This window comes from Leminorella grimontii ATCC 33999 = DSM 5078 (assembly GCF_000439085.1).
GTDB classification, from domain to species: domain Bacteria; phylum Pseudomonadota; class Gammaproteobacteria; order Enterobacterales; family Enterobacteriaceae; genus Leminorella; species Leminorella grimontii.
The window spans coordinates 190,658-215,786 of the sequence record NZ_AUUA01000002.1; the positions used below are offsets into that span (position 1 = coordinate 190,658).

General features: G+C 54.0%; 24 protein-coding genes. 9 read left to right on the plus strand and 15 right to left on the minus strand.

The window, feature by feature from the left end; all coding sequences use genetic code 11:
* Nucleotides 1-2: 2 nt before the first annotated feature.
* The 4 genes from G544_RS0105305 to dcuB form a co-directional block, all read right to left on the minus strand.
* Nucleotides 3-1,778, minus strand: a complete 1,776-nt coding sequence (locus G544_RS0105305; protein WP_027273628.1) for a GMC family oxidoreductase — start codon at nucleotides 1,776-1,778, stop codon at nucleotides 3-5.
* Nucleotides 1,779-1,784: 6 nt separating this feature from the next.
* Nucleotides 1,785-2,498 (minus strand): gluconate 2-dehydrogenase subunit 3 family protein, encoded by a 714-nt coding sequence (locus G544_RS0105310; protein WP_027273629.1) that lies wholly within the window; start codon nucleotides 2,496-2,498, stop codon nucleotides 1,785-1,787.
* 299 nt (nucleotides 2,499-2,797) lie between these two features.
* Nucleotides 2,798-4,417: a fumarate hydratase gene (locus tag G544_RS0105315; protein ID WP_027273630.1), complete on the minus strand. Its 1,620-nt coding sequence runs from the start codon at nucleotides 4,415-4,417 to the stop codon at nucleotides 2,798-2,800.
* A 313-nt stretch (nucleotides 4,418-4,730) separates the two neighbouring features.
* Nucleotides 4,731-6,071, minus strand: a complete 1,341-nt coding sequence (dcuB, locus tag G544_RS0105320) for an anaerobic C4-dicarboxylate transporter DcuB (protein WP_027273631.1) — start codon at nucleotides 6,069-6,071, stop codon at nucleotides 4,731-4,733.
* 864 nt (nucleotides 6,072-6,935) lie between these two features.
* Here dcuB and G544_RS0105325 point away from each other — a divergent pair.
* Both G544_RS0105325 and G544_RS0105330 read left to right on the plus strand, forming a co-directional pair.
* Nucleotides 6,936-7,184: a DUF2766 family protein gene (locus G544_RS0105325; RefSeq protein ID WP_027273632.1), complete on the plus strand. Its 249-nt coding sequence runs from the start codon at nucleotides 6,936-6,938 to the stop codon at nucleotides 7,182-7,184.
* A 46-nt stretch (nucleotides 7,185-7,230) separates the two neighbouring features.
* Nucleotides 7,231-8,550, plus strand: a complete 1,320-nt coding sequence (locus G544_RS0105330; protein WP_036023371.1) for a WD40 repeat domain-containing protein — start codon at nucleotides 7,231-7,233, stop codon at nucleotides 8,548-8,550.
* 70 nt (nucleotides 8,551-8,620) lie between these two features.
* On the opposite strand, the gene G544_RS22580 is transcribed toward G544_RS0105330, so the two are convergent.
* Nucleotides 8,621-8,752 carry a hypothetical protein gene (locus G544_RS22580; RefSeq protein WP_255309099.1) on the minus strand — a complete coding sequence of 44 codons (132 nt, stop codon included), beginning with the start codon at nucleotides 8,750-8,752 and terminating at the stop codon, nucleotides 8,621-8,623.
* 116 nt (nucleotides 8,753-8,868) lie between these two features.
* Between G544_RS22580 and G544_RS0105340 the strand changes: the two genes are divergently transcribed.
* Entirely contained in the window at nucleotides 8,869-9,210 is a 342-nt protein-coding gene (locus tag G544_RS0105340) for a GlpM family protein (protein WP_027273634.1), read from the plus strand.
* A 22-nt stretch (nucleotides 9,211-9,232) separates the two neighbouring features.
* On the opposite strand, the gene G544_RS0105345 is transcribed toward G544_RS0105340, so the two are convergent.
* From G544_RS0105345 to G544_RS19995, 3 genes are all read right to left on the minus strand, one after another.
* Nucleotides 9,233-9,724 (minus strand): GNAT family N-acetyltransferase, encoded by a 492-nt coding sequence (locus G544_RS0105345; protein ID WP_036023380.1) that lies wholly within the window; start codon nucleotides 9,722-9,724, stop codon nucleotides 9,233-9,235.
* A gap of 31 nt (nucleotides 9,725-9,755) precedes the next feature.
* Nucleotides 9,756-10,589 carry an MBL fold metallo-hydrolase gene (locus tag G544_RS0105350; protein ID WP_027273636.1) on the minus strand — a complete coding sequence of 278 codons (834 nt, stop codon included), beginning with the start codon at nucleotides 10,587-10,589 and terminating at the stop codon, nucleotides 9,756-9,758.
* Nucleotides 10,590-10,704: 115 nt separating this feature from the next.
* Nucleotides 10,705-11,067, minus strand: coding sequence for a copper-binding protein (locus G544_RS19995; RefSeq protein WP_036023386.1), 363 nt, complete (start codon nucleotides 11,065-11,067; stop codon nucleotides 10,705-10,707).
* Nucleotides 11,068-11,343: 276 nt separating this feature from the next.
* Here G544_RS19995 and G544_RS0105360 point away from each other — a divergent pair, with 276 nt between their 5' ends.
* The 3 genes from G544_RS0105360 (at nucleotide 11,344) to G544_RS0105370 (ending at nucleotide 13,034) form a co-directional block, all read left to right on the plus strand.
* Nucleotides 11,344-11,787, plus strand: coding sequence for a hypothetical protein (locus G544_RS0105360; protein WP_027273637.1), 444 nt, complete (start codon nucleotides 11,344-11,346; stop codon nucleotides 11,785-11,787).
* A gap of 79 nt (nucleotides 11,788-11,866) precedes the next feature.
* Nucleotides 11,867-12,277 (plus strand): hypothetical protein, encoded by a 411-nt coding sequence (locus tag G544_RS22100; RefSeq protein WP_134388942.1) that lies wholly within the window; start codon nucleotides 11,867-11,869, stop codon nucleotides 12,275-12,277.
* Nucleotides 12,278-12,452: 175 nt separating this feature from the next.
* Entirely contained in the window at nucleotides 12,453-13,034 is a 582-nt protein-coding gene (locus G544_RS0105370) for an Ail/Lom family outer membrane beta-barrel protein (protein WP_027273639.1), read from the plus strand.
* A 63-nt stretch (nucleotides 13,035-13,097) separates the two neighbouring features.
* Here G544_RS0105370 and G544_RS0105375 read toward each other — a convergent pair whose 3' ends face one another.
* The 4 genes from G544_RS0105375 to argC form a co-directional block, all read right to left on the minus strand.
* The gene (locus G544_RS0105375; RefSeq protein ID WP_027273640.1) at nucleotides 13,098-13,646 is read right to left on the minus strand and encodes a hypothetical protein; all 549 of its coding nucleotides are present in this window, start codon (nucleotides 13,644-13,646) and stop codon (nucleotides 13,098-13,100) included.
* A 116-nt stretch (nucleotides 13,647-13,762) separates the two neighbouring features.
* Nucleotides 13,763-15,139, minus strand: a complete 1,377-nt coding sequence (gene argH / locus G544_RS0105380) for an argininosuccinate lyase (RefSeq protein WP_027273641.1) — start codon at nucleotides 15,137-15,139, stop codon at nucleotides 13,763-13,765.
* Between the two features lie 252 nt (nucleotides 15,140-15,391).
* Nucleotides 15,392-16,165, minus strand: coding sequence for an acetylglutamate kinase (gene argB / locus G544_RS0105385; RefSeq protein ID WP_027273642.1), 774 nt, complete (start codon nucleotides 16,163-16,165; stop codon nucleotides 15,392-15,394).
* Nucleotides 16,166-16,175: 10 nt separating this feature from the next.
* A complete protein-coding gene (argC, locus tag G544_RS0105390; RefSeq protein WP_027273643.1) occupies nucleotides 16,176-17,180 on the minus strand; it encodes an N-acetyl-gamma-glutamyl-phosphate reductase in 1,005 nt (334 codons plus the stop codon).
* A 187-nt stretch (nucleotides 17,181-17,367) separates the two neighbouring features.
* On the opposite strand from argC, the gene argE reads away from it, so the two are divergent.
* Both argE and ppc read left to right on the plus strand, forming a co-directional pair.
* Nucleotides 17,368-18,522: an acetylornithine deacetylase gene (gene argE / locus G544_RS0105395; RefSeq protein WP_027273644.1), complete on the plus strand. Its 1,155-nt coding sequence runs from the start codon at nucleotides 17,368-17,370 to the stop codon at nucleotides 18,520-18,522.
* A 234-nt stretch (nucleotides 18,523-18,756) separates the two neighbouring features.
* Nucleotides 18,757-21,393, plus strand: coding sequence for a phosphoenolpyruvate carboxylase (gene ppc, locus G544_RS0105400; RefSeq protein ID WP_027273645.1), 2,637 nt, complete (start codon nucleotides 18,757-18,759; stop codon nucleotides 21,391-21,393).
* A gap of 43 nt (nucleotides 21,394-21,436) precedes the next feature.
* On the opposite strand, the gene G544_RS0105405 is transcribed toward ppc, so the two are convergent.
* Complete coding sequence (locus tag G544_RS0105405) at nucleotides 21,437-22,474, minus strand: ParB N-terminal domain-containing protein (protein ID WP_027273646.1); 1,038 nt, start codon at nucleotides 22,472-22,474, stop codon at nucleotides 21,437-21,439.
* Between the two features lie 99 nt (nucleotides 22,475-22,573).
* Here G544_RS0105405 and G544_RS0105410 point away from each other — a divergent pair, with 99 nt between their 5' ends.
* A complete protein-coding gene (locus G544_RS0105410) occupies nucleotides 22,574-23,089 on the plus strand; it encodes a metal-dependent hydrolase (protein WP_027273647.1) in 516 nt (171 codons plus the stop codon).
* A 101-nt stretch (nucleotides 23,090-23,190) separates the two neighbouring features.
* On the opposite strand, the gene G544_RS0105415 is transcribed toward G544_RS0105410, so the two are convergent.
* Nucleotides 23,191-23,997, minus strand: a complete 807-nt coding sequence (locus tag G544_RS0105415) for a DUF1444 family protein (protein ID WP_161624108.1) — start codon at nucleotides 23,995-23,997, stop codon at nucleotides 23,191-23,193.
* Between the two features lie 170 nt (nucleotides 23,998-24,167).
* The gene (gene metF / locus G544_RS0105420) at nucleotides 24,168-25,055 is read right to left on the minus strand and encodes a methylenetetrahydrofolate reductase (RefSeq protein WP_027273649.1); all 888 of its coding nucleotides are present in this window, start codon (nucleotides 25,053-25,055) and stop codon (nucleotides 24,168-24,170) included.
* Between the last annotated feature and the right edge of the window lie 74 nt (nucleotides 25,056-25,129).

The following is a 25,129-nucleotide window of genomic DNA, read 5'->3' on the forward strand; positions in this document are numbered from 1 at the left end:
CCTTACGCCTGAACCAGCGGGCCAGGATTTTTAAGATACTGTTCGCGAATCGCATTCGCAGACCAGTACGCCAGCGCACCAACCAACCCGGTTGGGTTATAGCCGAAGTTCTGTGGGAACACGCAGGCGCCCATCACAAACACGTTCGGCACGTCCCAGCTTTGCAGGTAGCGGTTAACCACGCTGCTGCTGGGATCGCTGCCCATAATCGCGCCGCCGGTGTTGTGAGTCGTCTGATAGGGCCGCGTATCGTACTGGGCGCCAAGCTTCTTCACATTGACCTTGTACGACTCCGGATTCATGGCTTTGGCAATCTCACCGGCTTTGTTAGTGGTGAACTGCGCCATCTTGATCTCGTTATCGTGCCAGTTAAAGGTCATTCTCAATAAGGGCTGGCCGTTACTGTCAGTATAATTAGGGTCTAGATCGAGGTAGCTATCGCGATAGGACATCACTGACCCCGAAGAACCGATGCTCATCGCGCGCTGATAGCTGTCCTGTATCGCTCCCTTCCATTCGCTGCCCCAGGCCGGCGTTCCGGCCGGTACCGTCGCCTGCTTGATCGGGCGACCGCCGGAGCGGTGGTGGTTAATGTTAGCGCCGCCGATAAAGCCGAGCGGGCCGTGATCGAAATTGTCGCCGTTAAAATCATCGATAGCCTGCCCGCCAGCGCCGGTGCCGATAAACGGGTTGAGCGTCGTTCCCTTAGGCATCATCACGCTTACGGACGTCAGCATCTGATAGGCGTAGTTGCGCCCGACGACGCCTTCATTGGTGATCGGGTTATAGGGTTTCCCTATCTTGGAAAGCAGCAGCAGGCGCACGTTGTGCATCTGGAAGGCGCTCAGAATAACGATATTGGCCGGTTGCTCAATCTCTCGTCCCTGAGCGTCGATATAGGTCACGCCGGTCGCCTTTTTACCGGTCGAATCCAGATTTACGCGAATGACCTGAGAGTGGGTGCGAAGCTCAAAGTTAGGCTTTCTTAACAAAACGGGCAGGATGGTCGTCTGCGGAGAGGCCTTGGAGTAAAGATAGCAGGCGTAGTGCTCGCAATAGCCGCAGAAGTTACAGGGGCCAAGGCGCACGCCATAGGGGTTGGTATAGGGCTCAGAGGCGTTGGATGCCGGAATAGGGAACGGCTTATAACCCAGCTCCTGCGCAGCCTTGGCAAACAGCGTGGCGCTATAGACGTCTTTTAACGGCGGCAGCGGGTACTCTTTGCTGCGCGGCGCCTCAAGTTGGTTACCGCCCTCCTGCTTCTGCCCGTTAATGTTGCCCGCGCGCCCGGAGACGCCGCAAACGTATTCGAACTTGGTGAAATAGGGCTCCAGCTCGTCGTAGGTGACGCCGAAGTCCTGAATGGTCATACCCTCGGGAATGAAGCTCTTACCGTAGCGTTCCTCATAGTGGCTGCGAATTCTCAGCTCTTCCGGAAACGCGCGCCAGTGGAGGCCGTTCCAGTGGAAGCCTGCTCCGCCTACCCCCGTTCCCAGTAAAAACGAGCCGTGCTGGCGATAGGGAACCGCCTGCTCGCCGGTCGAGTGGCGAATAGTGACCGTCTCCTTGGAGAGGTCCTGAAACAGCTTGCCGCGCACCGAATAGGCCAGCTCGTCGGCGACGTTTGGATATTTCCCTTCGGTGGGCGTGTCGTGCATTCCACCGCGCTCGAGCGCCAAAACGTTCAGGCCCGCTTCGGTCAACTCCTGTCCCATAATAGCGCCGGTCCAGCCGAAGCCCACCAGCACAACGTCCACAGGTTCTTTTTTAATTGTCATTTTCCATTACCCCCGCTCGCCGGAAATAGATACCGGCCCTAACGGATAAGGCCTGTCCGAATGTTCTACCCAGTCCATAAAGTCGGCCCGGGCGCCGGGGAAACCAATCATTTTCCATCCGGCCAAATGGCGATTGCCGCCGTACTGAGGATCGGCAAAATAGCCCTCTTTGGTATTTGCCAACAGGAATGAAAAAAAGGTTTTTGACGGGACGTCGGCCAGCTCAATCTTTCCGCTTTCCAGCTGTTTCAGGACGGACGTCTGCGCCTCTTTATCCAGCTCGGCGAACGTCTTTTTATACTGCTGCTGGCACCACTTATCGCAGCCGGCGATGCCCAAACGATATACGTCTCTGGGCGCAAGCTTCAGCTGATAGCCGAACTCAGGCGCAGCATCCGGGTGAAACGGCCCCTTCATATACCAAAGCTCACCGCGCCCGTAAGGCGTATCCATCTGCTTATCGATGAACTCCGGCACGCAGGCGGTAATAGCGCCCGCACCGTACCGATCTTCAGGGATAAGCAGATCGCAGGCCGCCATAACAAAGGCCCATTCGGCTTCGGAAAAAAACGTAGGTCGGTATTTATTGAGAGGCGTGGGGGATTCTGCCTGGGCGATATTGCTCACTAATCCGCCGCCGGCAACGGCAACAACCGGGATGATTCCAAGCCCTTTGCGTAGAAAATCACGCCTGGCGTTGGAGTGTTTGGTCTCTGACATAGGCTTCCTCGCTGCTTTTTTGTTATTTCTGTTTTTTATTATCCGGTTAAGGCACAACAAAAACTCCCATAAATATTAACGATAAATTTACATTTCAAAGGAACATATTGTGCTAAAAAGGTAAAAATAACCTTATTAATTGTAGGCTGTTTTTAAGAGCAACGCTTAGCGTGGAAAAAAGGGGCCGAAAAAAGGGGGATCAGAGAAAAGAAAAACGCTTTCACAATAGGCATAATGCAATTTAAAAGGCCCCGACAGAGCGATTCTGCCGGGGCCTCGTTTTCAAACGCATTCAGGGATTATTTAAACTTCTGGAAGAAGTCATTGCCCTTGTCGTCAACCAGAATGAAGGCCGGGAAGTTTTCAACTTCAATCTTCCAAATGGCTTCCATATCCAGCTCCGGATAGGCTACGCACTCAAGCTTCTTAATGCTGTTTTGCGCCAGTACGGCAGCCGGGCCGCCGATGCTGCCCAGATAGAAACCGCCGTGCTTCTTACAGGCGTCGGTTACCTGCTGGCTACGGTTGCCCTTCGACAGCATGATCAGGCTTGCGCCGTGGGACTGGAAGGCATCAACATAGGAATCCATTCGGCCTGCGGTCGTTGGGCCTAATGAGCCAGACGCATATCCCTCCGGCTTCTTCGCCGGCCCCGCGTAGTAAATCGGGTGATCTTTAACGTACTGCGGCAGGTCCTCGCCTTTGTCCAACATTGCCTGCAGGCGCGCGTGAGCGATGTCGCGAGCAACGATGATGGTGCCGGTTAAGGATACGCGGGTAGAGACCGGATACTTCGACAGGTCAGCCAGCACTTCCTTCATTGGACGATTGAGGTTGATGTGAACCGCTTCACCTTCGCCAGCGTTACGGTACTCTTCTGGAATGTACTTGCTCGGATTATCTTCCAGCTTCTCGATCCAGATGCCGTCTTTGTTGATTTTTGCCTTGATGTTGCGGTCAGCGGAGCAGGAAACGCCCATGCCGATCGGACAGGAAGCGCCGTGACGCGGCAGGCGAATAACGCGGATGTCGTGAGCGAAGTACTTGCCGCCAAACTGAGCGCCGATGCCCAGTCCCTGTGCCGCCTTAAGCAACTTCTCTTCCATTTCCACGTCGCGGAAAGCGCGGCCGCCTTCGTTGCCGGTAGTCGGCAGTTCGTCGTAATACTTGGCGGAGGCCATCTTAACCACTTTCAGGTTCGTCTCAGCCGACGTGCCGCCGATAACGAAAGCAATATGGTAAGGAGGGCAGGCCGCCGTACCGAGGCTCTTCATTTTCTCAATCAGGTATTTTTCCAGCTTTTCAGGCGTCAGCAGCGCTTTGGTTTCCTGATACAGCATGGTTTTGTTGGCCGAGCCGCCGCCCTTAATGATGCACAGGAACTTGTATTCTGAACCTTCGGTGCTGTAAAGATCGATTTGCGCCGGCAGGTTACAGCAGGTGTTGATTTCGTCATACATGTTCAACGGCGCGTTTTGAGAGTAGCGCAGGTTGTCATTGACGAAAGTATTGAATACGCCGCGGGACAGCGCTTCTTCATCATCGCAGCCGGTCCAGACGTTTTGGCCTTTTTTGCCCATGATGATAGCGGTGCCGGTGTCCTGACAGAACGGCAGAATACCCTTGGCCGCAATTTCCGCGTTGCGTAAAAACGTCAGCGCAACGTACTTATCGTTTTCGCTGGCTTCCGAGTCCGCCAGAATCTTGGCAACCTGCGCCTGGTGAGCCGGGCGAAGCAGGAAAGAGGCGTCATGAATGGCGTGCTGAGCGACCAGCGTCAGCGCTTCCGGTGCGACTTTAAGGATCTCATGCCCTTCGAATTCGCTAACGGAAACGTGATCTTTGGTCAGTAAATAGTATTCCGTTTTGTCCTCTCCCATCGGGAAAGGCTCTTGATATTTAAATTCAACGTTTGACATTGCTCCAGCCTTTTATTCGTTATTTAGAAATAGAATACGGTCATTTTAATTAGGATAGATGCCCGAGTACCACGGACACCATAAAGTAAGGGAATGCTTTAGACAATAGCCGATGGACAGATTTAGCCAGTAAAGCCAACAATCTCATAACCCATTAACTTTACTAACATTTATTTAATTTCATTATGAATTTAATGAACTTAAAAAATCTAAAAAACGCCTAAAGAAAAGCATTACAACGACCAACGCGCTTCTTCAAAATTACGTATTAAAACGCGTGCCGCTCACAAATAAGCGGCACGCAATTGCGCAATTACAGGAAGCCGTACAGGCCGGCGAATACCCAGCCAAATACGCACGATACGCCCACGCCAATTAACCCAGGCAGAATGAAGCTGTGGTTAATGACAAAACGACCGATGTGAGTGGTGCCTGAGCGGTCGAACTGGATAGCGGCCAGGTCGCTCGGGTAGGTCGGCAGAATATAGTAACCATAGCAGGCCGGCGCGGAAGCCACGATGTAAGCAGGATCGACGCCTATCGCCAGCGCAACGGGAACGATCGCCGCCAGCGCCGCAGCCTGAGAGTTTACAAACTTGGATACCAGCAGCAGAACGATAGCGTAAGCCCACGGATATTCTTTCACCATTTCGCCCAGCACGCCTTTAATCTCAGACATGTGCGCGCCAAACATGGTTTCCGCCATCCACGCGATGCCGTACACCGCGACGATAGCTATCATCCCCGAACGGAACACTTCGTTTTTAGAAATCGAAGCTGGGTTTGTTTTGGTAATGATAATAATCAGCGCGCCGGACAACAGCATGAACATCTGAATGACCAGCACCATCGACAGCGGCTTGTCGCCGAAGGAAGGACGCAGCTCGGAGAACGCGCCCAAAATAGCGACCACGGCAATAGAAGCCAGGAAGATCCACATGGCGACCCAGTTGCTGGTCGGCAGCTTCTTATCCAACAGCGTTGCGGTATCGCCGTACACATAGTGGCGGTTCTCCGGCGTAGAAATGAACTTCTGGAACTCTTCGTCCTTATCCAGATCCTTACCGCGGAACCAGCTGAAAATGCCGATAGCCAGAATGCCCAGCAGCGTAGACGGAATGGTGATTGACAGAAGATCTAAAAACTCCAGATGCTTGCCGTTAAACGTAAAGTTGCCGAGCATCGCGACCAGCGAAACCACCGCAACGGAAACCGGACTTGCAATAATACCCATCTGTGCGCCGATAGAGCTTGCCGCCATCGGGCGCTCGGGGCGGATATTGTTCTTAATGGCGACGTCATAAATAATCGGCAGGATCGTATACACCACGTGGCCGGTACCGCACAGAATGGTCAGCGTACAGGTAACGAACGGCGCAACGATAGAAACATACTTGGGGTTACGACGCAAAAGCTTTTCAGCAATCTGCAGCATAACGTCCAAACCGCCTGAAGCCTGCAACGTCGCCGATGCGGCCACGACGGCAATAATAACCAACATTACGTCAACCGGCGGTTTACCCGGCTGAAGATGAAATACAAAGACTAAAATAACCAGACCGATACCGCCTAAAAGGCCAAGCGCAATACCGCCTTTTCTGGCTCCGTAGAACAAACAAATCAATATAATAATTAGCTGTATAGCAAATTCCATGTATACCCCCGAGCAAACCCATTAACGTCAAAAAATTAAAAATCAAAAAAATGGCACTACGTTGTCGTTCGTTTTTTATTTATCAGCATCCCCCGTCACATTGCCTAGAGATAAAACGACTGCATCACCTTTGTAAACTTAGGGAGTATTAATAAAAATAATTTCATGACCCCTTAAGCTCTTTTGACTATATAGCCTTTAAAATTTTTATTTTTTGATGCAGGTAAAATTTTTACCCATTAATGATTACCATCAATTAAATGCATTTAATATCAACAAATTATACCATAACAAACGGCTGAACCACGTTGATTTCAAAAGTTAATTGCGTGTGAATGCGAGCCGATAATATTCAGACAACACGGTTACTTTATTAACTTAAAAATAACAATAACGAATGAAAATTTAAATCTGGATGATTAGAGAAGATAATACATGCGATAAAAAGAGACGCGTATCACTTTTATTCATAATAAAAAACACAATAAAAAGCAGAATGCAGGGATTTCTATAATAGAAAAATATCCCTTTTAATTAGAAAAGAGGCTCACTATTTCCTCTTAAAAAATGGGGTTACTATCGTTTTATCTTATGAACTTTAGAAAAGGTTCCTCATTAAGCGTATATCCCCCTCGCTCTAAAGCGTTAGTGAAGAATACTCAATAGAAGTCATTTCTTCCCGTCATAACTCAATCCCAAAAGGTAAAAAGCAAGGCGGAGCACAGTCGCATCGACCAAGAGGAACGAAGCGCGACGCACGATCCACACAGGGATTTTCTGGGAGAGATGTATAAACCGATTGCAGCTTATCTTTTACTACTCACGCAGGTAGTATATACACGTACTTATTTTATGGAGCCCCTTATGACAAAGCCCCTTTCTGCCGATCAAGAGCTGATATCCGATATCGTCGCCTGCCAGCTGGTTATAAAGCAAATTCTTGATGTGCTTGACGTCATCGCCCCGGTCGAGGTGCGCAATAAGATGTCGGCCCAGCTAAAAAACATCAACTTTGCCGGCGGCGCGACGGAAGATCCCATCACGATGCGCGCGGTCCAAAAGGCTATTGCTCTGATTGAACTGAAGTTCGCCGAACAAAAATCAACCCACTAGTCGATGTCGTCACGCACGGACGCTACAGCCTTTATGGAGTATAAAGATGACGGACAAACAGCAACAATGGCAAACTCAGGCAATTGAGTTCGCCCAAAAAATTAACGCCTACGTCGCCAAAGGCATGAGCGAAGGCTGGGATAACGTGGGCGAACAGCCCAATTCTCCGCAGCTTGACGAAGCGCTGCCGGCGCTGCTTGGCGCCCTGCGCAAGGCTAACCAAGGCGACGTTCGTCAGGACGTCAAAGCGCTGTGGCCGATTTCATATGAAATGATCCACCCGCTTCTCGATGACAACGGGCAAAACATTTCGGCGCTTTGCGCACTGCCTGACGGCAGCCTGCTGGCGCGCATCGGAGCGACCTATGAGCCTGGCCGCGTGGTGCGTATCCGGGGCGATGAGGTTACCGAACTGGAAGATATCGAATTTTTTGGCCGCTGCCCGCAAAGACGTTTCTATGCTATAGCCAACGCACAGGGCATTATCGTCACCGACGGCTGGCAAGGCCCACAGGTTGCAACCTTCTCTTGGCCGCAGGGAGTTGAAGATCTCCCTGAAGGAATATCAGTCACGCCGCTATCCGGTATCCCGCGCCCAACCCAGCTTATCCCCTTCCCTGACGGAAAGCGGGTGCTTCTGGTTTCCAGCGACGGCATCTTTGTGCTGAGCCAAAGCGGCGTACGGCGCCTGTTCCCTACCTGCGCACAGCTTGAACAGCTGCGCGACGACCTCGCTCAGAATGAAGACTTTGCTGACGAAGAGCTGCCGCTGGGGCTGTCAATGGAGCACGGCGCCATTTCTCCCGATGGAAAGCTTATCGCCGTAGGCGCTCAGGACGGTCGCCACGCAGTATTTAACGACGCTCTTGACTGCATCGCTCAGGTCGGACCGCACGGAGAATATCCTCACTATGCGCTGTTTAGCGCCGACGGGAGCCACTTGGCGATGAACGCCTGCCACTTTTACAACGGCGCAACCATCGCGATGCCGACGGAGCTGCTGCCCGGCACCGACTCTGACTACTACGAAGATATTGACGGCCTGACCGTTATTGAGCCCGGCGCGCGCGTTTATGCGGGCACGGCCCGAGGGGACGAATTTATTCTCGGCGACGCCTACGGCTACCTTCGCGCAGTCACCGCCGACGGTCAGAGCCGCTGGCAGCACTTTATCGGCTCAACCATAAACGCAGTAGACATCTCTGCGGACGGAAAAACGCTGTTTGCTTCAACCTGCGCAGGATTTATTTCCGTCATTGAGTTAGATGCTGGCCGACAGCAGCCCTATCAGATTGGCAACGGCGGCCACTACGAACATCGCCGATGGCTGTTCTGGAAAAGCGAAGATTTGCCGCTGGCGTGGTAGAAACCTGAAACGATGCGGGGTGAGTAAAGCATCCTCTACTCACCCCGCATTGTACAACCTTTAGACGAAGTTAAATTTTGCAACCTTCGCAGTCGCTTTCGTCAAAGGTTTGCTCTGGCAGCTCGCTGGCCTTCTCGGCCACCTTCTTTTCCGCCTCTTCTAATTCGGCGTCGATATCAAAGTCAAAAACGTCATCGCTCACGTAGTCGGTCTCCCCTTTAATTAACAAATGGATAGGCATATTGCCGTTGAGGTAATGGCCTATAACGACCTATAGTATATCCCATCCTTCTCGTTACTCTGAAAGCAACGCATTCTATGGCTCTGTTTCTCAAATCCCTTATCGGCGCGGGCGTCGTTATTCTGATTTCGCTGCTGTCGAAGTCCAAGTACTACTATATCGCCGGGCTTGCGCCGCTGTTTCCCACCTTTGCGCTTATAGCCCACTACAGCGTCGGTTCAAGCCGCCCGGTCGCCGATCTGCGCGAAACCATCCTGTTTAGCGGCTTTGCCACCATCCCAATGCTGACCTATCTGGTCGCGCTGTACGCGCTGGTCGGCCACTTCCGACTAGTGCCTTCGCTGCTGATGGCCTGCCTGGCCTGGGGGATCGCCGCCTGGATTTTGGTCACCCTCTGGGGGCAGTTTCACGGCCACTAGTTAGGGTTTATCGGCGTTCGGCCTAGAGCGTCATCACCATTTCATGCCACGCCATGCCGCCGTGATCGGACTCAGAGGGCCTGACGTAGCTAAAGCCGAATTTGGCATACAGCGAGACGTGACGCTCCTTGCACATCAGGTGAATGGTCTTTTTCCCCATATTGGCCATGCGCTCAATAAACGCCTTCATTAGGAGGGATGAGTACCCCTTTCCCTGAGAATCAGGGTGAACCACGACCGACATAATAACGACGTTGGGCGCCTGCGGATCGTGCCCCACCAGCTCTTTAAACTCTTCGTCAGACATCACAACGTCGTAGGCGCAGCCGCTGTTAATAAAGCCGACCACGCCCTCAGGCGACTCCAGAACGATAAATCCTTCTGGATAAACCGCGATCCGCTTGGTGATTTTTTCAAGCGTCGCCGCTTCATCGCCCTCATACGCACCGATCTCAATGTCATAGCACCGGCCTGCGTCTTCGGCGCGCGCGGCTCTTATCACTAAATCTTCCACTGTGGATACCCTGTTCCTGTTTTAACCTGTCTTAACTAAAATTCAGCACGCTGCCGACGCCAACTTCCTTAACGTTCAGCGCGCCGGCCAGCGCTACCTTCGCGTTCAGGTCGGTACAGTGGCACGGATAAAGCGTATCGGGAGCATGTCGCCTGAGGCCCTCCACCGTACGAGCCATCAGCCCGTCTGCCGCCTTCTGCAGGTGGAATCCGCCGATAACCGCCTGTACGCGGTCGTCTCCGGTAACGGCGATGGCGTAGTCTACGATGTTACAGATGCCGGAATGGGAGCAGCCGGTGATCACCACGATGCCCTCTTCGCCGGTATAGACCAGCGCGCTGTCATCCAAAACCCTGTCGCCAACCAGGCCGCCGCTTTCGTCCTTAACCTGCCCGACCGGCCTTTGCGCCTCAAAATCATTTGCGCGAGGGATTTCGCCCAAAAAGATCAGGTTCTCGGTAACGCGGTAGGGCGCTTTAGTGACGACTTTATCGAGATAGTTTTCATAGCAGTCCGGCGGAAAGTTTACGCCAATCACCTTGTCGCCGTGATATTTGGCGATAAACGCATCCGGGTGAGCAATAAGCTTAATGCGCAGTTCAACCGGCCTGTCGCTGCGATCGAAATACTGCATCAGGTGCCGAAGCCCCCAGGTGTGATCGTTGTGACCGTGGGAAAGTACGATAGCCTCAACGCCCTGGAGATCGACGCCCAGCGTTTGCGCATTCGTGATAAAGACGTCGGAGTAACCGGTGTCCAGCAGAACGCGATGACCATCAACCTCGATGTGATAACACACCCCCGGCTCTCCCACCAGATAGCGATCGATAAGGGTATTATTGTCGAGCAAAACGGTAAGCTTCATGGGATCCCTCGTTCAGAAGCGCAAAAATGCACCTACGCACTATAAGAACTCAGTCTCAAGACCGCAAGCCGCTTTTGGAGTGCCAAGCAGACCGATATTTTCAATCGAGCCGACGCTACTTCACCACGCTGATTTTATCTATCGTCGCCACGTCGTTTGGCATTGTAAGCTCCAAAGCCACGCTATCACCCTCATTAATCCCCTGTAAAAGCGCCTTATCGACAATCGGGAACGGCATCGTCATCTCTTCCCAACCCAGGCTCTCAATCGGCGGATGATGAATAATGATAAGGCCCCTGTCGGCATCCACCTGCTTGACTATCCCTTTCGTATAGTGACGCTCTTCCCCTGCTTTCGGCCCGCTGCTGACGGCTTTACTCTCGCCGTGATTCGCATGCTCCTCATGCGCATAGGCCTGCCCGGCCATTGACAGCGTAAACGCCAGCAGCGCAGATAAAACGGTAAACGGCTTTTTCATTATTAACGTCCTGATATTGATGAAAGAGGAATGCCCACATCATACATAAACGGTAATGAGAATTGTTTGACAAAAATTCCATAAAGCGGAATTGGTGCATTTATGTCGAGAAAAGCCGCGTTTCTTTGATATACGTTCTCTACATCGCGCGCTAAAGCGGCTATTATCACCGCCAGTATTTAAACCCGCTCAAGACCCACAATGAAAAAATGTCTACTATTGCTTGTTAGTGCAATAATGCTCTGCGCCTGCGAGCAAACCGCAGGAGAAAAAGTGATGGGCTATCTCAACACACACGATAGCCATCTGCTGTCTCCCAGCATATCCGCCAAGTGCCCCGGCGGAATAGATAAGCTGGCGATGCTGGAACATAACCCGCTGCCTCCGGACAACGAGTACTACGCTCTCAGCCAGTACCTGTACGGGGAAATCACCTACAAAATCCGCTCTGAAAGAAAAGACGGCGATCGTATCATCGTCACCGTTGAGCAAATGATCCCACGCGAGCTCATCAACGCCGACTTTTTCAAGCAGGCCAAAGAGGGAAAGATTGACGACGCCCATCGGGCGGTATATCAACGCCTGAAGTCGCTTTACGACAGCCGTAAGCTAAACGGCTTGGCAAAAGAGCCCAACTACTTCAACTGGGTCGTGCTAAAAGACGGCGTCGCGCCGGAACTGTCGCCGGGGCAGCTGACGCTGTGTAATCAGAGTGAGTAAAAGGACGGCGTTTGGTCGCCTGCTATAGAAATCGCCCGGAGCAGGGCACTATTAATGGAATAATTGAAAGAGAATCAGTATGGATACAACACGACTAACCTTCACTATTGCCTCTTTGGCCGTTGGCGCGGTTTCAACCGGGCTAATATTCTTTTTACTGCATAGGCTCTATTTAAAAAAATGGCATGCGGTTGCTTTCCTCTATGGCGCAATATCCTCGCTTGCCTGTTCTGCCGTTACCTATGGAATAACGTCGACGATAGTATCAGTCCCCTCCATGATCGAGAAACTATCGCTTCCCCACTATCTTACGATCGTGACGCTATTTAACTCGCTGCTGCTGGCTCTGCCGGCGACGTACTTATTTAGAAACGGCACGATAAAAAATACGCTGTCTTTATTTGCTATAAATACGTTTATTTTATTTATATATAAAAAGCTCACCGGCGGAATGATTTCCTTAATGCTTTTCTATTTATTCTACGGCTGATATAGACGTTCAATTATCGCCTCGCCGTTGGCGGGGCTTCTTGCGTAACCCCTCCACTAAATCGAATTTTTTCATTTTTCATCAAATAGTTATTTAATTTACACAACAATAAAAATATAATAATCATCGTCGATTATCGACTTTTATTACTATTTTTTTATTAAGGATGATGGCAATGAAGAAGGCGATTTTAGCCGCTGCAGTACTTTTCTCTCTTAACGGCTTCAGCGCTGCCAACGCAGGGGAGCATACCGTTACGTTAGGATATGCACAAAGCGACGTTCAAGACTTCGACGATATTGACGGTATTAACGTCAAGTATCGCTATGAGTGGGATTCTCCGTTAAGCCTTATCGCATCGTTTACCTATATGAGCGGCGATGTCTCAAACGAGTATCGGTTGGACTATGACGCGGTAAAAAACAAAGGCGACATTGACTACTACTCTCTGGGCGTGGGTCCAGCCTACCGTATTAACGACATGTTCAGTATTTATGGACTGGTAGGTTTTAACGTTAACGACGTCAGCTATTCCAGCACCTGGTACAACAACGTTTACTACAGCGGCACGCCTGACTACGTTGGCAAGGTCAGCGGCAGCGAAACCAAAACCTCCTTCATGTACGGCGCTGGCGTGCAAATCAATCCGATGCCGAACCTGACGATTGACGCGGGTTATGAAGGCTCCCAGTTGGACGTTGACGGCAAAAGCTACTCGATCAACGGATTTAACGTTGGCGTAGGCTACCGTTTCTAATTTCCCTAATAAGCGCCTGTAACCACAGGCGCCTTAAAAGGCGCTTACCGCCTCAGAAAGGTTCTATTCGACGGGAGGAAGCCCGCGAAGCGCTCTCGCCTGATTGTATAGCTTATTTCTATAATCATTAGGCTGGACGCTATTGTAATCAATATGATCCCAAATAGCCTCTATGTCGGCAGCAACGGTAAAACCCGCCTTAACAAGCAGCTGCCTGACGCGATTAAACTCCGTTTTATCCGCATCTTCATCGCCATAAAAATAGGTCATTACAAGATAGTTCGGTACGGTATCCGCAACCAAAGCATACTCACCTTCAGTATCCAGACGGACAATCTGAGCCTTCTCCAGAGGGATCTCGTTTGGGCCTCGCCATAGTCCGACATACCCCTCATGATCCTGACCGAACCAGCTAATTAGGCGATTTGTCTCTCTCATCGCCTTGGTGTTATCTATGATGTCGGGATCCGTACAATTTTTTACGTTGAAAAAATAGTTATCGTTAAGGAATTGTTCCCAGTCAGAATTGTCAATCAGCGTAAGCTGAATAGTGTCCATAATATTGGAAAGCTGACCAAGATTTTTACGAAGAAGGGCAATATCCGGCGTCATTATCTACATATCCTTTGCATGTAATATCCCAAAAATAGGCGTTCTCATTTTCTTTCAAATGCTGAAAAAGCGAAGACGGTGACGCAATATGCAATCACCGTCGATAAAAAACCTGACTACATCCCCAAACGCCCCTTCGCCTCAGAGATGGCGAGCGCCACCTGCGACGGCGCAACGCCGCCCTTGGCGCAGCGCTTCTCAAGGCAGGACTCCAGCGACAGCGCCGGGTAAACGTCCTCCTCAATCACCGGGCTAAACGCTTTCAGCGCATCAAGGGGTAACGCCTCCAGCGCCTTGCCCTGCTTAATTGCGCCGAGCACCGCCGCACCGACGATGTGGTGCGCTTCGCGAAACGGAATGCCCTTAGCGACCAGATAGTCCGCCAGCTCTGTCGCGTTAGCGTAGCCCTGCTGGGCGGCTTCTTGGCAGCGCGGGCGGCGCACCTGAATGCCGTCCAGCACCAGCGCGGCCATGTGCAGGCAGTCGAGCCAGGCGTCCAACGCGTCGAAAATGCCCTCTTTGTCTTCCTGCATGTCCTTGTTATAGGCCAGCGGCAGCCCTTTTAAGGTCATCATCATGCCGGTCAGCGCGCCTTGTACGCGGCCACACTTGCCGCGAATCAGCTCCAGCGCGTCCGGGTTCTTCTTCTGAGGCATCAGCGAAGAGCCGGAGGTTACGCGGTCGGACAGCTCGATAAAGCCGGATTCGCCGCTGTTAAAGAAAATCATGTCTTCGGCAAAGCGCGACAGGTGGATCATGCTGATAGAGGCGATAGAAAGCAGCTCCAGCACGTGATCGCGGTCGGAGACGCTGTCCAGGCTGTTGCGGGTAGCTGCGCCAAAGCCCAGCCAGCCGGCCAGCTGGTCGCGGTCGATAGCATAAGCGGTTCCCGCCAGCGCGCCACAGCCCAGCGGGCTGGTGTTCATGCGTTCAAGCGCGTCCTGAAGGCGGCTTTCGTCGCGCGCCAGCATCTCCACGTAGGCCAAGCTCCAGTGAGCGAAGGTGACCGGCTGAGCGCGCTGAAGGTGGGTATAGCCGGGCATCACGGCGTCCTGATTCTGCTCGGCAGTGGCTACCAGCGCCTGCTGCAGCTCTCTCACCGCAGTCAAGAGCACGTTGACCTGATCCTTACACCAAAGCTTCAGGTCGGTCGCCACCTGATCGTTGCGGCTGCGGCCGGTGTGAAGCTTCTTGCCCAGGTCGCCCACTTTGCCGATAAGCTTCTGCTCAACCCAGCTGTGGATATCTTCCGCATCGCTTTCCAAAATCGCCTGCGGCGCGCTGCGCACCTCGGCTAAAAGCTCATTTAGCGCCGCTTCAAGCGCCGCCTGTTCCTGTGCGCTCAGTACGTTCACCGTCACCAGCGCCTTTGACCACGCCACGGAGCCGATGATGTCCTGCTCGGCCAGACGATAATCGAAAGGTAAAGAGTCGTTAAACTGCTTAAAACGGTCGTCCGCCGCCTGACTAAACCTGCCGCCCCACAATGCCATCGCTTTCTACTCCTAAAAATCGGGGCGATAGTCACTATCGCCCCGGGCTTTTGTATTCGCCAAAGCATAACGCCTTCGCGGTAAAACGTTAATCGCTTTCTTAGAGCCTGCCCCATTAGGCGTATATTGTTGCAGGAATTTTGAACACGGACAGCGCGCAGCAACCGGAGCGTACACGTAGTACGTGAGGATTGCGAGCACTGCCCAGGTTCAAAATGACAAATAAAATAGCCTAATGGGGCTAGCTCTTATTCACGCCAAAATTCGGGTGCCCACCGGCACGCCGTTAAACAGCGCGGGCAGCTGCTCCGCATGGCGCCAGCTGGCGATGTCTACCGGGCGGCCCAGCGCTCGGGCCGCGTCCAGCGCCGCGTTGACCTTCACCACCATACCGTCGGTGATAATCCCCTGTTCAATCAGCTTTTCAGCCTTTTGCGCCGTCATTTCGGCGATCCGCTGGCCTTTACCATCCAGAATGCCGCTCACGTCGGAAAGCAGCACCAGATCCGCCCCCAGCGTCGCCGCCAGCGCGGTGGCCGCCTGATCGGCGTTGACGTTCATTAGCTCGCCTTCGGGCGTAATGCCGATGGAACTTACGATGGGCAGAAAGCCGCCGGCCAACAGGGTTTGGATAAGCCCTTTGCTCCCCACCGTCGCTTCGCCCACGTGGCCCAGATCTTCAGACAGCCTGCGTACTTCCACCATGTTGCCGTCAGCCAGGCACAGGCCGACCGCCTCAATGCCGTGCTTTCTGGCCGCCGCTTGCAAGGTTTTGTTCGCGGTGCCTGCCAGCGCGCCGGTAATGGTGCCTATCTGATCGGCGGGCGTCACCCGAAGACCGTTGCGGCGAACCACCGGCAGCGCCAGCTTTTTCATCAGCTCATCGACTACGCAGCCGCCGCCGTGCACAATCACCAGCTCGCGCTGATGCTTTTGCCGATAGGCCGCCAGTGCAGAGAACAGGCGCGCCATCGCTTCATCGCTGTCCAACAGGGCGCCGCCGAGTTTGATAATTAACGGATTCATTGCCTTCTCCCTAAATCAAGGACTGCGTTTCGTCAAAGCCAAAGCGCAGGTTCATGCACTGCACGGCCTGGGCCGCTGCGCCTTTTAATAAGTTGTCTTCCGCCGCTACGACGATCAGATGCTGGCCGTCCACCGCAAGGCCGATATCACAAAACGGCTGACAGATAACCGATTTTAGCGCCGGGAAGCCCTTTTCATAGACCCGCACCAGCGGCTTATTGTGATAGGCGCTATAAAACGCGCTTCTGACCTCATCCTCGCCCACACCCGGCCTAAGCCGACAAGTAATGGTCGCCAGAATGCCCCGCGGGAAGCTGCCCAAGTGGGGGGTAAAGATAACCGGAATTCCCAGATGGGCGGCAATTTCCGGCTGATGGCGATGGGTAAATACGCCGTAAGGCTGTAGCGTCACCTCGCAAAAGCTGGTGGTCATGCTCGCCTTGCGCCCGGCGCCGCTGACGCCGCTGACGGCGTTAATCACCGGCCACTGCTGCTCGTCCAACAGGTTTGCCTCCACCAGCGGCTTAAGCGCCAGCTGTGACGCGGTAGGATAGCAGCCGGCCACCGCTACCAGGCGAGCCTGCTTGATTTTTTCCGCCTGCCATTCGGCCAAGCCGTAAACCGCTTCCGCCAGCAGGCCTTGGTGCTGATGGGTAAAGCCGTAATACTGCGTATAGAAATCAGGGCGATTGACGCGAAACGCCCCCGACAGGTCGAACACCGCACAGCCGGCCGCCAAAAACTGCGGCGCCAAATCGTGGCTGACCTCGTGCGCCGTCGCCAAAAAGACCACGTCAATGCCCTTGGCAGCCTTGGCGACGTCGTCCAACGGGTTGAGGGGAAGATCCACCAGCCCCTTAAGCTGGGCATGTAAATCGGAGATCTTTTTCCCTGCGTCGGCGCTCTGCGCCGATACCCACAGGCTCTCAAGCTGAACGTTCGGGTGGCGCCGCAAATAGCTCGCCAGCTCCGCGCCGGTATAGCCGCTGGCACCTACAATAATGGTTTTAAGCATAGAAGATAGACCTGTCTGTACGCCCGGCGCATTTGGCAATCGCCGTGCGCTTACGGTAATGTGAATACAATGACGTTTAAGGTACGAAATTCTGTTCCCTTAGACAAGGGCTTAATGTATTTTTATGCAATAAAAATGAATTTATATTGGATTTATACTCCAAAAATAACTTAAAAGGCGGTCTGCAGTGAATAACCAGCTTCCCTCATTTATGGAGATCTATCGCCAGCTGATAGCGACCCCCAGCATCAGCGCTACCGATGCTTCGCTCGACCAAAGCAACGAAACGCTGATAGGCCTTTTAGCCGGTTGGTTCGAGTCTCTGGGATTTCGCGTTGACGTACAGCCGGTGCCGGAGACGCGCAATAAGTACAACCTGCTGGCTTCGCTCGGCGAAGGGCCCGGCGGGCTGCTGCTGACCGGCCATACCGATACCGTACCGTTTGACGACGGCCGCTGGAGCCGCGATCCCTTTAAGCTCGTGGAGCACGACAATAGGCTTTACGGCCTGGGCTCCGCCGATATGAAGGGCTTCTTCGCCTTTATTCTTGACGCGCTTAGGGATATCGACAGGAACAAGCTGACGCGCCCGCTCTATGTGCTGGCCACCGCCGACGAAGAAACCTCGATGGCCGGCGCGCGCTACTTCGCCTCCTCCGCTAACATTAAGCCCGACTGCGCCATCATCGGCGAGCCCACGTCGCTCAAACCGGTGCGCGCTCACAAGGGCCACATGGCCGACACCGTACGCATTGTCGGGCAGTCAGGCCACTCCAGCGATCCGGATCGCGGCGTCAACGCCATCGAAATCATGCATGACGCCATCGGCCGCCTGATGCAGCTCAGAGACAGCCTGAAAGAGCGCTATAGCCACCCAGCGTTCGCCATCCCCTATCCCACCATGAACTTCGGCCATATTCACGGCGGCGATGCGCCAAACCGCATCTGCGCCTGCTGCGAGCTGCACCTTGACGTGCGGCCGCTGCCCGGTATGACGCTGGCATCCGTCGATGAGCTGATAAGCCAGGCGCTGGAGCCCGTTAGCCAGCGCTTTCCGGGGCGCGTCAGCGTTGAGCCTTTGCACGCCTCCGTTCCCGGCTACGAGTGCCCCGTCCACGCGCCGCTGGTTGAGGTAGTAGAAAAGCTGGTCGGCGATCGGGCCCAAACCGTCAACTACTGTACCGAAGCGCCCTACCTTCAACAGGTATGCCCAACGCTGGTGCTTGGCCCTGGTTCTATCGAACAGGCGCACCAGCCGGACGAATTTTTAGCCACCGCCTTTATTCAGCCCACGCGTGCGCTGCTCACGCAGCTTATTCACCACTTTTGCCGTACGGCATAAGCGCGGCTCCCGCCCCTTCGGGCGGGTAGCCTATTTCCGCCTTTTCATCCTGATAAGTAGATTTTTTTGTTAACTTCGCCTATTGATAAGAAATGCTTAAAGGATTCAACAAAGGGGTGGAAATACGTATTTTGTGTGATACAACTCTAACTTTAGCGATCAAAATAGATCGACAACGCAGCAATCTTCATAGCGATCCATAAAACCAAACGACACTAACCGGGCTGGAGACACATGAACGAACAATATTCCGCAATGCGAAGCAACGTCAGCATGCTCGGCACACTGCTTGGCGACACGATAAAAGACGCGCTGGGAGAAGAGATCCTCTCCCGAGTAGAGAGCATCCGTAAGCTGTCAAAGTCCTCCAGAGCAGGCAATGAAGCAAATCGTCAGGCCCTGCTGTCTACGCTGCAAAACCTGTCCAACGAACAGCTTTTGCCTGTCGCCAAAGCGTTTAACCAGTTTCTTAACTTCGCCAACACGGCAGAGCAGTACCACACTATTTCATCCCACGGCGAAGCGGCGAACAACCCAGAAGCGTTTGCCGAACTGTTCCGCCGCCTGAGGGAAAAGCACATCGACGATGCGGGAATTAAAAAGGCCATCGAACAGATTTCCATTGAGCTGGTGCTGACCGCCCACCCGACGGAAATCGCTCGCCGCACCATGATCCACAAGTTGGTTGAGGTCAATAACTGCTTAAGCCAGCTCGACCACAACGATCTCGCCGACTACGAGCGAGACAAAATCATGCGCCGCCTGCGCCAGCTGGTAGCCCAGTCGTGGCATACCGATGAGATCCGAAAGCTCAGACCGACGCCGATCGACGAAGCCAAGTGGGGCTTCGCCGTGGTGGAAAACAGCCTGTGGGAAGGCGTTCCCGCCTTTATGCGCGCGTTCAACGACCAGCTGGTTGAAGCCTTTGGCCAGCATCTGCCGGTCGAATCCGTGCCGGTGCGCTTCACCTCCTGGATGGGAGGAGACCGTGACGGCAACCCCAACGTCACCGCCAAAATTACCGAACACGTGATGCTGTACGGCCGCTGGAAGGCCGCAGAGCTGTTCCTAAACGACGTCCAGGTGCTGGTGTCCGAGCTGTCGATGTCCGACTGTACGCCGGAGCTGAGGGCGATGGCGGGCGGCGATGACGTGTTAGAGCCTTACCGCGAGATTATGAAAAAGCTTCGCGCGCAGCTGATTTCCACTCACGCCTACCTGACCGCCCGCGTCAACGGCGAGCGGGCCACCCGCCCAGACGATCTGCTGGTCTACAACGAGCAGCTCTGGGAGCCGCTGTTTGCCTGCTATCAGTCCCTAAAGGCCTGCGGCATGAGCATTATCGCCAACGGTCAGCTGTTGGACACCCTGCGCCGCATCGGCTGTTTCGGCCTGCCGCTGGTGCGTATCGATATCCGCCAAGAAAGCACCCGCCACAGCGACGCCTTAGCCGAGCTGACGAACTATCTTGAACTCGGCGACTACGACAGTTGGTCAGAGCAGGAAAAGCAGGCGTTTCTGGTCAAAGAGCTGCAGTCCAAGCGCCCGCTGCTGCCGCGCGACTGGCAGCCCAGCGCCGAAACGCAGGAAATTCTCGATACCTGCAAAGTCATCGCTAAAGCGCCCAGGGGCTCCATCGCAGCCTACGTGATTTCCATGGCTCGCACGCCGTCGGACGTGCTGGCGGTCCACCTGCTGCTAAAAGAGGCAGGTTGCGACTTCGCGCTGCCGGTCTGCCCGCTGTTTGAAACGCTGGACGACCTGAACAACGCCAACGACGTGATGACCCAGCTGTTAAACATCGACTGGTACCGCAATTTTATCGGCGGTAAGCAGATGATCATGATCGGCTACTCCGACTCCTCGAAGGACGCCGGCGTGCTGGCCGCCTCTTGGGCGCAATACTACGCGCAGGAAGCGCTGATAAAAACCTGCGAAGCCTTTGGCGTCGAGCTGACGCTGTTCCACGGTCGCGGCGGCACCATCGGTCGGGGCGGCGCGCCGGCCCACGACGCGCTTCTGTCTCAGCCGCCTGGCTCGCTTAAGGGGGGCCTGCGCGTTACCGAACAGGGAGAAATGATCCGCTTCAAGTTCGGCCTGCCGGAAGTGACGGTCGCCAGCCTGACCAACTACGCCAGCGCGATCCTGGAGGCCAACCTGCTGCCGCCGCCGGATCCGAAGCCGCAGTGGCGCACCATCATGGACGAACTGTCAGCCTACTCCTGCAAAGAATATCGCAATGTCGTTCGCGAAGAGCCGGACTTCGTCCCCTACTTCCGCTCGGCAACGCCGGAGCAGGAATTAAGCAGGCTCCCGCTCGGCTCTCGCCCCGCCAAGCGAAACCCGAAAGGCGGCGTTGAGAGCCTGCGCGCCATCCCCTGGATCTTCGCCTGGACGCAAAACCGCCTGATGCTCCCCGCCTGGCTTGGGGCCGGAGCCGCACTGCGCCACGCCATTGAAAACGGCAGGCAGCAGGAACTGGAAGCCATGTGCCGCGACTGGCCGTTCTTCAACACCCGCATCAACATGCTGGAGATGGTCTACGCCAAGGCCGACCTGTGGCTGGCGGAGTACTACGACCTGAGGCTGGTGGACAAAAACCTGTGGCGCCTGGGACAGCGGCTTCGGACTCAGTTGGAAGAAGACATTGACGTGGTGCTCACGCTGGCTCACGACACGAAGCTGATGGAAAAGCTGCCGTGGATCGCCGAGTCGATTTCGCTGCGCAACATCTACACCGACCCGCTGAACGTACTGCAGGTTGAACTGCTGCACCGTTCCCGCCAGCAGGAAACCGCCGATCCGCGCGTTGAGCAGGCGCTGATGGTGACGATCGCCGGGATTGCGGCGGGGATGCGCAATACGGGGTAGTTCGAGGCCTTGTATAGAAAGGCCGCTCGCAAGAGCGGCCTGCTTACTCTACCCGATTTAAAATCCGTTCAAGAAAATCATCCAGCCCGTGCCGAGCTAAATACTCCCGCACTTCCCTCTCCCACGATTCACCGCTGCCTAAAATCGCGCGGCTGCGGGTAGTTTCGTAGCAGTAGCGGTCATCATACAGGCCTATTAACACCTGATTAATACTGTCGACATTTTCTCCCGGGCGATCGCAAAGCCGCTGCTCAACCGATTTGACGATACGGGCCTGTCTTTCAGGATCGGGCCGTACCTCTTTTTCCGCCAGTTCTGTAATCACAAGGAAATCAGGGGGAACGCCCTCTTCGAGAGCCGCCTGTAAGCGGCAGTGGCCGTCCAGAATGACGTAGGACGCAATCCCTGCGATATACCACACCAGCACCGGCGGCAGGCTGCCTTCCCGGCACTTTTTACGCCACCACTTAAGTCGACCATCGTCTGGCCTAACGGCGTAGCGGCCCCGCAGCAAATAGCCGTTCCACCACCAGTCGACGAAGGATACCCGTTCCAGATTGAGCAAGTCAGGAAAGTCTTCACCGTAGAGCGTCCAGTTAAAGCCGTGCGACGAAGCCAGCGCGGGCGAGCGAAAGCTCCACTTATCAACCGTCTGGGGCGTGTAGCTCTTATAGGGCGCGGAAGGAGGACAATAGTACATAGGAAGCAGCAGCCAGCGACCTGCCGACAGCATCGGCGACTCAACGTCGGCCAAACGCTCGGCGAAATAGCGGCTCCACCATGCCATCCTCTGCGCAGGATCGACGCGCTTCGCCGCTTCGACGGCAGCGGAAGCCACATGCGGCAGCAGCGTCGACTGCACCCGATGATCCTCATTTATCACCAGCCATACGCCCGAGTGATCTTCCAGCACGGTAGCCCAAAACAGCGGCTCGCCGCCGATCCACAGCGACATGCGGCCCCGATGGCCGCTGACCATTTCCATGGTTTTATCAGAACGCCCGCTGACGCCTATCGTCAATTCCAAGCCTTGCCAGCTCTGGGCACTATCCAAAACGTCCTTCCACCAACGGTGCGCCATTCTATGCTTCCCTATTTATTGCGCGTTTTCATCCAGACTTCACCGAACCCGGCTAGGGTAAGCCAAGAAACGGTAAAAACTCCAAACGGTAAGGATACTATGTTTATTGGTCATCTTCCCGCCGGTTACTTAATCGGCACAACGCTGGTAGAAAAGCTTGGCGTTGCCAAAGATAGTGTAAATCGCTTTTTAGGATGGTGCATGGTTGGCGCGCTTGCGCCGGATATCGATCTGCTCTATTTCTACCTGTTCGACCAGCGTCAGCATCATCACCACACCTACTTTACCCACTACCCGATCGTTTGGGCCGGGCTGCTGGCGATAGCGTTCGTCTGGTTCCGGCTGACGCCGAAGAAGTCAACGGCGGTGCTGGCCGTGGCGTTTTGCCTCAATGGATTCGTTCACCTGCTGTTGGACAGCATCGTCGGCGACGTTTGGTGGCTGATGCCGTTTATCGACCGGCCGTTCTCCCTGTTTCATATTGAGGGCAGATATCATCCGTGGTGGTTGAATTTCATCCTGAACTGGTCGTTTGTGCTGGAGCTGCTGCTGGTGACGGCTGCCGTATGGCGGTGGAGGAAGCGTTCCGCTGCGCTTCGGTTTGAGGAAACATAAAAAGTAATCAGACCAAAGGCCAAGCTCTTAACCGCCGCTGACGACAGCGGCGGTTCAGCCCCGATGGATCGCGACAAAGCCCCAACAACATCGCAGATGCCTTAATCAAACGGTATAAACTTGCCGTCGCGGCGAACGAATATCCGATTGGTCAGAGAATAGTCTTCCCCCTTGTACACAACGTCCGCCATCAATCGCAGCGCTTTGGCCTTTTCCGGCTCATTGCGCGTGAACATGAGCATGCTGCGGCAGGGAATAGCGACCAGCAGTTCACCTTCGCCTGGGGCAAACTGTTCGTTATCCCACAGCTCGTCCATCAGCAACATGCTGGCTTCATACGTTTCTCCTGCCGAGATAACGGAGAACGTTGACGTATGCTCGACGCTCACTTCTGACACACAGCTTCGCAAGTTAGTCATCGCCAATTCCCTCACCTCATCGGGCGAAAGCCCCAACGCTTCGATTTCGCTGCGCATGAGATAACGCATATTCTCGTCACGATCCTCTGCATAAACCACCAGCAGCTCATCATTATATACTTCGTAGGCGTAGTCTAACGAGGCTTCCAACGCGGTGGGATCTGACTCCAGCTGGCTTAGCTGTCGCCGGACGTCCTCCAGCCATCCTTTGTTTTTAATGACCGGAATAATACGCCCCTCGGCCTGTAACGCCATTCCATCTGGCTGCACGGCCTGAGCGATGGATTTAATAAACATTTCAACAATACCGGAAAGGGTTTCGGGATGAGATTGGTAGTGGGAAAAAGCATTATCAAGATGCATAACGAAAAACAGCCCTTGGTCGTTTTCGATACGTATCTCTCCTTCCGTAACAATCGTTACTTCCAAATCTGGCTGAGCCTGACGCAACGCTTTGGCGAAATGATCGGTGAAATCAACATAAGACATAGCCGCAGTTTTCCCAAACAAACGGCTGAACCATTTTTTCATTTATTTGATTCCTTTCATTAAGTTATATGTTGGTACTTTTATCGACAAAATTTCCCTAAAAGCACACGGCGCTCTCATTTAAGAAAAGCGCCGTCCAAGTATAACAAAATAGTTTCAGATGAGATAATTCACACCGGTCTTACCCCCAGCGTATGGCAAATCGCATAGCTCAGTTCGGCCCGGTTCAGGGTATAGAAGTGGAAATCCTTCACCCCTTCGCGACAGAGAATTTTCACCATGTCCATGGCGATGGAAGCGCCCACCAGCTTGCGGGTTTCCAAATCGTCGTCCAGCCCGTCGAACACCTGACTCATCCACTGCGGCACGCGCACGTTGGTCATTTTGGCGAAACGCTGGAGCTGCTTAAAGTTGGACACCGGGAGAATGCCCGGCACGATTTCAACGTCGATGCCGGTCGCCACGCAGCGATCGCGAAAGCGCAGGTAGCTCTCCACGTCAAAGAAAAACTGCGTAATGGCGCGGTTAGCGCCAGCGTCGACTTTACGCTTAAGGTTGATCAAGTCCGCCTGAGCGCTTTTTGCCTCGGGGTGAACTTCCGGGTAGGCGGCGACCGAAATGTCGAAATCTCCGACGCCCCTTAGCAGCTCAACCAGATCGGCGGCGTACATTTCCGGCTGGCCGCCGCCCGGCGGCAGATCGCCGCGCAGCGCGACGATGTGGCGGATGCCGCTGTTCCAATAGTCTTTAGCGATGTCCAAAAGCTGCTCGCGCGTGGCGTCGATGCAGGTCAGGTGGGGCGCGGCGGTAAGCCCGGTCTTTTCTTTGATGCCTTTAATTATGCCGTGGGTGCGGTCGCGTTCGCCGGAGTTGGCGCCGTAGGTGACGGAGACGAACTTGGGCTTCAGCGTTTTCAGGCGGTCAATAGACTGCCACAGCGTTTGCTCCATTTCCGGCGTGCTCGGCGGAAAAAACTCGAAAGAGACGTTAATCTGGCCGTTCACTTCCGCCAGACTCTGGTTTAACGCTTCCCGCTGATTAGCATGAAAAAAGCTCATATCCATCCACCCTGTTTTTGTCGTGTTTGCTATAATTATACTTCTGAACGTTTAGACGTCTAAACATCCAAATA